7 protein-coding genes are annotated in these 10,437 nt (G+C 56.3%); 3 read left to right on the forward strand and 4 right to left on the reverse strand.

What is annotated here, in order from left to right; all coding sequences use genetic code 11:
* Positions 1-304: 304 nt before the first annotated feature.
* Entirely contained in the window at positions 305-1,270 is a 966-nt protein-coding gene (locus WMO44_RS13855; RefSeq protein ID WP_097778951.1) for a DNA polymerase III delta subunit-related protein, read from the reverse strand.
* Between the two features lie 221 nt (positions 1,271-1,491).
* Positions 1,492-2,136 carry a rhomboid family intramembrane serine protease gene (locus WMO44_RS13860; RefSeq protein ID WP_349152925.1) on the reverse strand — a complete coding sequence of 215 codons (645 nt, stop codon included), beginning with the start codon at positions 2,134-2,136 and terminating at the stop codon, positions 1,492-1,494.
* A gap of 97 nt (positions 2,137-2,233) precedes the next feature.
* Here WMO44_RS13860 and WMO44_RS13865 point away from each other — a divergent pair, with 97 nt between their 5' ends.
* Positions 2,234-2,836, forward strand: coding sequence for a hypothetical protein (locus tag WMO44_RS13865; RefSeq protein WP_349152926.1), 603 nt, complete (start codon positions 2,234-2,236; stop codon positions 2,834-2,836).
* A gap of 208 nt (positions 2,837-3,044) precedes the next feature.
* Here the strand turns inward: WMO44_RS13865 and mgtE are convergent, their stop codons facing one another.
* A complete protein-coding gene (mgtE, locus tag WMO44_RS13870) occupies positions 3,045-4,619 on the reverse strand; it encodes a magnesium transporter (protein WP_349152927.1) in 1,575 nt (524 codons plus the stop codon).
* Between the two features lie 689 nt (positions 4,620-5,308).
* On the opposite strand from mgtE, the gene WMO44_RS13875 reads away from it, so the two are divergent.
* Together WMO44_RS13875 and WMO44_RS13880 are read left to right on the forward strand one after the other, a co-directional pair.
* Complete coding sequence (locus WMO44_RS13875; protein WP_015537096.1) at positions 5,309-5,668, forward strand: type II toxin-antitoxin system RelE/ParE family toxin; 360 nt, start codon at positions 5,309-5,311, stop codon at positions 5,666-5,668.
* Positions 5,665-5,946 carry a helix-turn-helix domain-containing protein gene (locus WMO44_RS13880; protein ID WP_005924206.1) on the forward strand — a complete coding sequence of 94 codons (282 nt, stop codon included), beginning with the start codon at positions 5,665-5,667 and terminating at the stop codon, positions 5,944-5,946. The genes WMO44_RS13875 and WMO44_RS13880 overlap by 4 nt, the downstream gene beginning before the upstream one ends.
* Positions 5,947-6,424: 478 nt before the next feature.
* Here WMO44_RS13880 and nifJ read toward each other — a convergent pair whose 3' ends face one another.
* Positions 6,425-9,970 (reverse strand): pyruvate:ferredoxin (flavodoxin) oxidoreductase, encoded by a 3,546-nt coding sequence (nifJ, locus tag WMO44_RS13885; RefSeq protein WP_349152928.1) that lies wholly within the window; start codon positions 9,968-9,970, stop codon positions 6,425-6,427.
* Positions 9,971-10,437 lie beyond the last annotated feature (467 nt).

The following is a 10,437-nucleotide window of genomic DNA, read 5'->3' on the forward strand; positions in this document are numbered from 1 at the left end:
GCTCCCTCCCAGAGGGAGCTGGCAAAACCGTCAGGTTTTGACTGAGGGAGTTAAGTTTTTCTTCTTAAACGTTTCATTTTGTATTTTTTTCGCACTGCGGTACAAAGTTTCAAGAACTTTTTTGATTTTTCACAGAAATGTAATGACTTTTTTCGTAAAATCGGGTATACTGTATCTTGCAGGGACAGTGGGGCCGCAACCACTTCCCCGCACATGATTCCTCCTCACACCAAAGCAATACCCCAAACAAGAAACCCCTCCGGTGTACCGCAAGCGCCGGAGGGGTTTCTTGTTGTTTCGTTATTTAAACGGTGCGCAGCTTTGCCGCAAACACCGTCAACACCACTTTTGGGTTTACCTGTGCGCCCAGCCGCTGCAAGGCGGCATCTGCCAGACGCACCGCCTGCCGCGCCTGTGTGCCCTGCACCGGGGCGCGGGGGCTGCTGCGCAGACCTGCCGCTGCCACAGCGCGGAAATCGGTCAGCAGGGCGGCGGCGGCAGCTTTATCCTTTTCGTAGGCGGCAAGCAGCACGGCGGCGGTGTAGCTATCCCGGGCGGCAGCGGCGCGGGCAAGCTCCAGCGCCTTTTCCACCTGTGCGGCGCGGGCTTCGTCCCGGGCGACCGCCAGCACCGTGCCGATATGACCATCGAACAGCTCACTGTACAGTGCGGCTGTTTTTTTGTCCACCCCCTGCGCCGCGCAGTAGCGGGTGCAGTCGGCGGGGGACACCGGTGCCACCGCAAAGCTGACGCAGCGGCTGCGGATGGTGGGCAGCACGCTGGCCAGCGAATCCGCCGTGAGCAGAAACAGCACCCCCTCCGGCGGCTCTTCCATGACCTTGAGCAGGGCGTTGGCGGATTCCTCGTTCATGCGCTCCACATGATACAAAAGCACCGCGCGACCCTCGGCGGAAAGGCTGGTGTTAAAAATTTCGCTGCGCATGGCAGTGACCTGACCCACCAGATATTTCCCGCCGCTGCCCATACCGGACACCGAGATGGCCTCCCGCACGATGCCGGTCTCCACCGTGCCGCTGTCGCGCTTACCGGCTTTTGCCACGGCGCGGCAGCACTCGCCCCGCAGCAGCGCTTCGGCAGCGGCACCGCCGGCGGGGTAGAGGTAGTCGGCGGCGATGCAGCGGGCGGCAAAGCCGGTGCCAAGACCGGCTTCGCCCACCAGCAGCACGCTATGGGTCAGCCGGCGGGTGGCCAGCATCTGCTGCACGCTGGTTTTCAGTTCTGCGTTGCCTTCCATGCGGTCCAGCATCATGATGGGAGTACTCCTTTTGTGAGACGTAAGACGATTTAAAATGGCTTCCGCTATCGGGTTGCGCCCTCTCAGTCAAAGCCTGTCGGCTTTGCCAGCTCTCCCAAAGGGAGAGCCAAGAGCACTGCCAGAAACTTCCTCGTTATACCTAATACTTTAGTGATGAGCTTCATGGCTTGGCTCCCCCTTCGGGGGAGCTGGCGCGGGAGCGCCTGAGAGGGCTCTTATCTCCTGTTCTTCCTCTTCCACTGCTCCCGGCGCACCCATGCGCGGAGGGAGCGGTAGGCCATGGGGGCAAAAAAGAGCCAGACGTTGAGCATGGACAACAGGTAGTCCAGCTTGCCGGGCAGGGATGCGCCCAGAAAACTGAACACCCACAGCACTGCCGCGAAAACGCCGAAGTATTTCACCCTGATGGGGATGATGAAGAAGAGCAGCAGCTGCACCTCCGGGTAGAGCATGGCAAAAGCCAGCAGCAGTGAGAGAGACAAGCAGTAGGTGCTGGCGGTCACGCCGGTGAGCAGACAGCCCAGCACCGTGCCCAGCACGCCGGACAGCAGATACACCGTGTAGCGGAAATCCCCCCACTCCCGTTCCAGTGCGGTGCCGATGAACCATGTGAAGTAGATGCCCAGCACCACGCTGAGGATGCTGCCGCCGGAAAAGGGGATGAATATAAAGCTGATCACCCGCCAGACCTGCCCTTGCAGCAGAAGGAACCGGTTCAGCCCCAGCCAGCCCGTGATGGTGCGGTCAACAAACAGCTCGATGGCCAACACTAAGATCTGCCCCGCCACCAAAATATTGGTCAGGTTCGGGATGCCATAGCGGCCATACTTGCGCTCCAGCCTGTTCAGCCAGTTGTTCATGTGTTTCGCCTCCGTTGCGGGATGCCCCGCCAGTTTCATGTTACCCCTATTTTACCATGACAGGCCCCCGCATTCAAGAAAATCCACGCGGAAGGCGGTGAAACTGCACTTTCTTTCCCGGCAGACAGGCTGCACGCGCAGTTTTTTCACACCACAGCCGCCGGGATGTGGAAAAGGCGGGAAAAGCACAGCATTCATGCGGGTTTCAAGTCCCAAAACGACAACCGAAAATTGTATGGATTATCCGGTCTGGAATGAACTTTTCACTTTTTCCACCGGGTTTTCCACCGTTTTTGTGAAAAAGAAGCGCAGTTTCCAACGATGTTTTCCACCTTTTCCACATAGTTTTCCACATCCAATGGAGGAAAACCCTATACAAGCCGTAATGGATGCCGCCGCATTCTGGAAATTTGTGGGCAAAAATGTGGGCAATCTGCCTTTTATAAAAAAGAAAGTCGAAGGTTTTTCTTTTGTTTTTACAGTTTACTCCGGCTTACGGGTTTGCTTTTCTCCAATCTGGAATTTTGCCCCGGGCAGTTTTCCACAAACCGCCGGGGAGAAAAACCCGGTGTGGAAAACGAACACAAACTGTGGTTTTCCACACTGGAAAAGAGCGGGACTGCTGCACACTGCTTTGTGCGCCGCAGCCCGGGGAAACAACGATTTTAAATGCGCTCCGCTTTGCTCTGCGCATCCATAGCGGAAAGGATATTTTATAATTTGCAGAGCGGGAAAATCTGCGGATTTTCCCGCTCTGCTTTTTCACGGGTTGGGTCGTGACCGGAAGCTTAACCGCTATGCCAAAGGCGTCCCCTTGGGGGAGCTGGCATCGCGCAGCGATGACTGAGAGGGTTCATCCCATAAAAAATGCCGGGCGGTCCGCAGACCGTCCGGCATTGCTTTATTCTTTACATCATATTGCGGAACACCAGCTGTGCGATCTGGAAATAGAGGATCAGGCTGCAGGCGTCCACAATGGTGGTGATGAAGGGGGTAGCCATAATGGCGGGGTCGGCACCCAGCTTTTTGGCGGCAAGCGGCAGCATACCGCCCACCAGCTTTGCCAGAATGACACTGAAGAACAGCGACACGCTGACCACGATGGCGTAGCCCATCACGTTGGCGTACTGACCGGGGAAGAGGAAGGTGTACATCAGGTAGATGCGCAGGCCATTCACGATGCCCAGCACTGCGCCCACGATAGCAGACACCCGCAGCTCCTTGGCCAGCACCCGCATAAAGTCGGCAGGCTCTACCTCGCCCAGTGCCAGACCGCGCACCATCAGAGTGCTGATCTGGTTGCCGCAGTTACCGGCGGTATCCATCAGCATGGGCATGAAGGAGACCAGCAGCGGCAGGCTGACAAAGGCTTCCTCGTAGTGGGTGGTGACCATGCCGGTAAAGGTAGCGGACAGCATCAAAATCAGCAGCCACGGGATGCGCTGCTTGGCGTGGGTCCACACGCTGGTGCCAAAGTAGGTAGTGGCGTCGTCATCCGGGAGAATGGCGGCCATCTTCTGCATATCCTCGGTGCTCTCGTCGGTCAGAACGTCAATGGCATCATCGATGGTGATGATACCCACAAACATCCCCTCGTTGTCCAGAACGGGCATGGCGGTAAAGTCGTAGCGCTGCATCTCACGGGCCACGAACTCCTGATCGTCGGTGACCTTCACGGTGACCAGATTGTCGTCCATGATCTCCGTGATGGGGGTCTTGGGGTCTGCCAGCAGCAGATTGCGGGCCGAGACAACGCCCTGCAGCCGGTTGCTCTCCACCACATAGCAGGTGTAGACGGTCTCGGCGTTCTCGCCCTGCTTGCGGATGGCGGCAAAAGCCTGTTCCACCGTCATATCCATGCGCAGACGCACATATTCCGGGGTCATCAGGCTGCCGGCAGAGCTTTCCGGGTAATTCAGCAGCTTGTTCAGGCTCTCGCGGGTCTCCCGGGAGGATTTTTCCAGCACCCGCTTGACCACGCCTGCGGGCATATCCTCCAGCAGGTCGGCGGCATCGTCCAGGCTCATCTCCTCGATGGCGCTCACCAGCTCCACGTCCGAGAAAGCGTTCACCAGATCGTCCCGGGCTTCGTCAGACATATAGGCAAAGGCTTCGGTGGCAACTTCCTTTTTCAGCAGACGGAACACCACCAGACGGTTGTTCTCGTCCAGCTCTTCCAGCAGCTCGGCAAGGTCGGCGGGCTGCTCTTCTTCAGTCACCTCGCGCAGCTTGACGTACTGCTTTTTGATCAGCAGCTTCAGCAGACGGCTCTTGGTCAGCATCTCGGGGTTTGCCTTGACCTCTTCGTCATTGGCTTCCTCCCGCTCTGCCTCCCGCATATCCTGCTTCAGATCCTCGGTGGCTTCCTCGTTCAGATCCTCCGCCAGCTTCTGACGCACCTCGGCGGGGATATCGGCGGGCAGCTCCTGCACCGGCAGGTTCTGTTCCGTGTTGGTTTCCAGCTTCTTTTCTTCCATATCCATGGGCTACCTCCTCTGGGTACTATACGGCACGGAGGGCTTTCTCCGCGCCGGAGGATGCAGCAGGTCGGGAAACAAAAAACGCGCCGCCCGGTGCCGGAATGCCGCAAATGCAGCCATTTCCGCGCACGCAAAGCCGCGCCTTTCCTATGCCGGGGGCTTTTTAAGCCGCCGGGGGCAAAAAGGCGAACGCAGTACTTTTTGTTGTCCGATCTACCGCATCGGTGGAGCTACTTCGACTATGATCAGGGTCCATTGTCCTGCGTTCACCTCCCAGTTTTCGTAAATTCCGCAGCACCCGCGCCGGGCACTGCACTGGCTATATCCTTTTTTATTATAGCGCCGCAAAAAAATGGGGTCAACCCTAAAGCGAGGTTTTGCAAAGATTTTTACGGCGTCTTACAGAAACAAAACACCCTTCTCCGTGTTGCGGCGCACAGAGAAGGGTGTTTTGCTTGGATATTGCCTTGGTGTGAGGAGGAATCATGTTACTTGGGAAGTGGTTGCGGCCCCGCTTCCCATGGCAAAAGTATAACAGCTTTCACCATTCATTTCGTTAAGAAGCTATGAAGAAACTGTAAAAAGGAAGCGGAAAATTCTGGAAGATTTTGTGATAAAAAATTTTCTTGACAATATTTGTTTTATCCTATATTATAATCGTAGGATGTCATTGACCGGAAAGGATGCTGAAAATGTCTGCTTTTGAAGTAAATTTTTATTATAAAGCAGACGGCAGCTGCCCGGTTCGTGATTTTCTGGATACGCTGGATGACAAAATGCTGGCAAAGCTTTTGGGCACGATCTCCCTATTGGAAACCAATGGCACACAACTGCGAGAGCCTTATTCCAAATCATTGGGAGATGGCATTTTTGAATTGCGTGCCAAGCAAAGCAGCAACATTACACGCATTTTATATTTCTTCGTGGTAGGGCATCAGATCATCCTGACAAACGGCTTTGTCAAAAAGACGCAAAAAACACCGCCGGAGGAAATTGCACTGGCGCAAAAGTATCGTGCGGACTATTTTTATCGAAAGGAGAGTTCCTCATGAGTGATTTTCGGAATTATTTGAATGAACAATTACAGCGGCCTTCTTTTAAGGCCGAATGGGATGCTCTTCAGCCGGAGCTTACCATTGCGCAAGCTATGATCGATGCCCGGAAGGAAAGCGGTCTGACCCAGAAACAGCTTTCGGAGCGCACCGGCATTGCACAGGCCGATATCAGCAAGTTGGAACGGGGAAATGCAAACCCTTCTCTGCGCACCTTGCAGCGCCTTGCGGCTGGTATGGGAATGAATGTCAAAATTGAATTTGTGACAAACAAATAACTTTTATTTCGTCAATATATAAGCCCGGAGCGTCTGCGGACGCTCCGGGCTTATAGTTTCATTTACACAAAAATACGCCCCGGTCACCGGAGGGTGAACGGGGCGCTAAAAACTGATGCAGTTTTTTCACTGAGGCAAGATCCCTGCAAAGCAGGTCTTATGCCGCAGGCGGAGCAAGGTATCTGCACGCAGACCTTATGCTCCTGACACACGCGGGGTGTGCTCTCAAGGGCCCTCGCGGGCGCTTTGGTATCTCAAGCCCCTGCGCAAAAGGAGGGGAATGAAATCAGGTTTTTCGACCGTTCTGTCAGGTACAGGGCAAAACGTTCAGCCTGTTCTGTGCACGGCAAAGGCAAATTCCACAGTTCCGCACCGCTGCATTGCGCAGTAACCGCCGATGCGGGGCTGCCGCTCTTCACACGGGAAAGAGCAGGGGCCGCTGGTTCATTTGATGTCTCTGCCGCTGCTTAAAAACAGCTTACTTGTACAGCTCGACCAGACGGGTCAGGTGCTCGTAGCGGTCGTTTGCAACCTCCTGGTTGCGAGCGAACAGCTCCTTAGCACGCTCGGGGAAGGCGCGGGTCAGACGGCTGTAACGGGTCTCGTTTGCCAGCAGAGCCTGATACTTCTCGTTGTCCACAGCCTTGGAGGTCAGGGTGAAGGGGTTCTTGCCCTGTGCCTTGTTGGCGGGGTTGAAGGTGAACAGGTTCCAGTAGCCAGCCTCGACTGCCTTCTTCATCTCGTTCTGGCAGTTGGTCATGCCGCCCTTAACACCGTGCAGCTCGCAGGGAGCGTAGCCGATGATCAGAGAGGGGCCGGGGTAAGCCTCAGCCTCGGCAATAGCCTTGACAGCCTGGTTCATGTTAGCGCCCAGAGCGATCTGAGCAACATAGATGTAACCGTAGGTCATTGCGATCTCGGACAGGCTCTTCTTGCTGATCTCCTTACCTGCAGCAGCGAACTGGCAGACCTCGCCGATGTTGGAGGCCTTGGAAGCCTGTCCACCGGTGTTGGAGTACATCTCAGTATCGAAGACCATCACGTTGACATCCTCGCCGGAAGCCAGAACGTGATCCAGACCGCCGAAGCCGATGTCGTATGCCCAGCCGTCGCCGCCGAAGATCCAGACGGACTTCTTGGCGATGTACTGCTTGCTCTTCAGGATCTCTGCAGACTTCTCGCAGCCGGCAGCAGCAGCCTTCTCCAGCTCAGCGATCAGGGCCTTTGCGGGCTCGTCGTTGGCCTTGGTGTTGTTCTTGGTTGCGATGAACTTCTCGTAAGCAGCCTTCAGCTCAGCAGAAGCCTTGTCGGAACCAGCAACCTCTGCGATCTCCTTGATCAGGTTCTCGCGGATGGTCTTCTGGCCGATGTACAGGCCCAGACCATGCTCTGCGTTATCCTCGAACAGGGAGTTGCACCATGCAGGACCATGGCCGCTGTCCTTGTTGACGGTGTACGGAGAGATGGAAGCGGTGCCGCCCCAGATAGAGGAGCAGCCGGTAGCGTTGGAGATGTACATCTTCTCGCCGAACAGCTGAGTGATCAGGCGAGCGTAAGAGGTCTCGGCACAGCCTGCGCAGGAGCCAGAGAACTCCAGCAGGGGCTGGTTGAACTGAGAGCCCATAACGGTGTCATCGGCCATCTTGGTAGCCTTCTTGGAGATGTTGGCCACGCAGTAGTCAAAGACTGCCTGCTGATCGGCCTGGCTGTCCTGAGGAACCATGGTGATAGCCTTGGTGGGGCAGACGGTGACGCACTCGCCGCAGCCCATGCAGTCCAGCGGAGAAACAGCCATAACAAACTTGTACTCGGGGGTCAGCTTGTTATCGCGGCTCTTGGTCTGGGCAGGAGCAGCTGCCAGCTCGTCAGCGGTCAGCAGGAAGGGACGGATGGTTGCATGAGAGCACACGAATGCACACTGGTTGCAGCCAACGCACTTTGCAGCATCCCACTCGGGGACGTTGACAGCGGTGCCGCGCTTCTCGTATGCAGAAGCGCCCTGCTCCCACTCGCCGTTTGCATTTGCCACGAAGGAGGAAACAGGCAGGCTGTCGCCGTCCATACGGGCAATGGGCTCCATGACGTCGCGGATCTGCTTGACCAGTGCCGGACGGCCAGCCAGAGCCTTGGGTGCGGGATCAGCCTCGGGGTTGGACCAGGATGCGGGCACGTCTACCTTGTGGATAGCGTCAACGCCTGCGTCAATGGCCTTCCAGTTCATCTCAACGACGTCCTGGCCCTTCTTGCCGTAGCTCTTCTGAGCGGCCTGCTTCATGAAGTTGACGGCGTCATCGATAGGCATGACGTCAGCCAGCTTGAAGAATGCAGCCTGCAGGATGGTGTTGGTGCGCTTGCCCATGCCGATCTCGATAGCCTTATCGATAGCATTGATGGTATACAGCTGGATGTTGTTGTCAGCGATATACTTCTTTGCCTCGGCGTTCAGGTGCTGGCCCAGCTCCTCATCGGACCACTGGCAGTTGATCATGAACACGCCGCCGGGCTTAACATCCTGGACCATCTTCATGCCCATGTGGATGTAAGCGGGGTTGTGGCAGGCCACGAAGTCAGCCTGGTTGATGTAGTAGGGGCTGCGGATGGGCTTGTCGCCGAAACGCAGGTGGCTGATGGTCACGCCGCCGGTCTTCTTGGAGTCATACTGGAAGTATGCCTGAACATACTTGTCGGTATGGTCGCCAATGATCTTGACGGAGTTCTTGTTTGCGCCGACGGTGCCGTCGCCGCCCAGACCCCAGAACTTGCACTCCTTGGTGCCAGCAGCTGCAGTGATGGGAGCGGGCTTGACCTCGGGCAGGGACAGGAAGGTGACGTCATCGGTGATACCCAGAGTGAAACGCTCCTTCGGCTGATCCTTCTCCAGCTCCTTGTACAGAGCGAAGATGGAGGACGGGGGAGTGTCCTTGCTGCCCAGACCGTAGCGGCCGCCGGTCAGAACGATATCGTTCAGGCCAGCCTCACGCAGGGTAGCGGCAACATCCAGGTACAGGGGCTCGCCCAGAGAGCCGGGCTCCTTGGTGCGGTCCAGCACAGCCACCTTCTTGGCGGTCTTGGGCAGGACCTTCAGCAGAGCGGAGGACACCCAGGGACGGTACAGGCGGACCTTGATGATACCGACCTTCTCGCCCTTGGCGTTCAGGTAGTCGATGACCTCGTCAGCAACGTCGCAGATGGAGCCCATAGCCACGATCACACGGTCAGCATCGGCTGCGCCGTAGTAGTTGAACAGATCGTAGTTGGTGCCCAGCTTTGCGTTGATCTTAGCCATGTACTTCTCAACAACAGCCGGCAGAGCGTTGTAAACGCTGTTGCAGGCCTCGCGGTGCTGGAAGAACACGTCGCCGTTCTCGTGGGAACCGCGCATCTTGGGGCTTTCGGGGTTCAGAGCCTTCTTGCGGAACTCCTCAACAGCCTCCATGTTGCACATTTCCTTCAGATCAGCGTAGTCCCACTTCTCGATCTTCTGGTACTCGTGAGAGGTACGGAAGCCATCGAAGAAGTTCAGGAAGGGAACCTTGCCCTCAATGGCGCACAGATGTGCGACAGGGGACAGATCCATAACTTCCTGCACGCTGCTCTCGACCAGCATTGCAAAGCCGGTCTGGCGGCAAGCCATAACGTCGCTGTGATCACCAAAGATGTTCAGGGACTGGGTAGCAACGGTACGTGCAGAAACATCGAACACGCAGGGCAGCTGCTCAGCAGCGATCTTGTACATATTGGGGATCATCAGCAGCAGGCCCTGAGAAGCGGTGAAGGTGGTGGTAACAGCACCTGCACCCAGAGAGCCGTGGACAGCACCAGCGGCGCCGGCCTCGGACTCCATCTCAACGACCTTGACCTGGTTGCCGAAGATGTTCTTCTGGCCGGCTGCAGACCACTGGTCCACAGAGTCAGCCATCGGAGAAGACGGGGTAATGGGGTAGATGGCAGCCACGTCCGTGTAGGCATACGCTACATGGGCGGCAGCGGTATTGCCATCCATAGTTTGCTTTGCTCTAGGCATTTTTCTTCCTCCATTATTCAGAATTTGGTACCTTTTGCGCGGGGCAATATGCCCGCTGGGACCGGAGAACCCCATAAAAGGCACTATTGCTTGTATACTATAATAGCAGATTCCGGCAATAAAGTAAACGCAAACCGCCCGACAAACGCACCAAAAATTAAGAAATTTTTTAGCGGTTTTGTACTTTCTTTAGTGCGCTAAAGCAAGCAGTGATGCTGATTTTCGGTTTTTGCCCGCCGTCGCTTCCAGAAATTGTGATTTTTTTCGCAAGAGGGAACTCCCTCAGTCAAAACCTGCCGGTTTTGACAGCTCCCTCTGAGATGGAGCCTCTGGCGTAACCGGAAGGTTTGCGGTTTGGATGGAAAGTTTTTGCCTGCCGTCAGCGTGCAAGGACGCTCCGCTGGGCCAGAGGCAGGGAGGGGTGTTCCGACTCCCCCCTCCCTACCTCTGGACTCCACCCACCCCGC

It is taken from the genome of Faecalibacterium tardum, from assembly GCF_040096515.1.
Lineage (GTDB): Bacteria > Bacillota > Clostridia > Oscillospirales > Ruminococcaceae > Faecalibacterium > Faecalibacterium tardum.

Coding starts and splice junctions, on each gene's coding strand:
- WMO44_RS13860 (WP_349152925.1), bottom strand. CDS start 2,136: ATGAACAACTGGCTGAACAGGCTGGAGCGCAAGTATGGCCGCTATGGC.
- WMO44_RS13855 (WP_097778951.1), bottom strand. CDS start 1,270: ATGATGCTGGACCGCATGGAAGGCAACGCAGAACTGAAAACCAGCGTG.
- mgtE (WP_349152927.1), bottom strand. CDS start 4,619: ATGGATATGGAAGAAAAGAAGCTGGAAACCAACACGGAACAGAACCTG.
- nifJ (WP_349152928.1), bottom strand. CDS start 9,970: ATGCCTAGAGCAAAGCAAACTATGGATGGCAATACCGCTGCCGCCCAT.
- WMO44_RS13880 (WP_005924206.1), top strand. CDS start 5,665: ATGAGTGATTTTCGGAATTATTTGAATGAACAATTACAGCGGCCTTCT.
- WMO44_RS13875 (WP_015537096.1), top strand. CDS start 5,309: ATGTCTGCTTTTGAAGTAAATTTTTATTATAAAGCAGACGGCAGCTGC.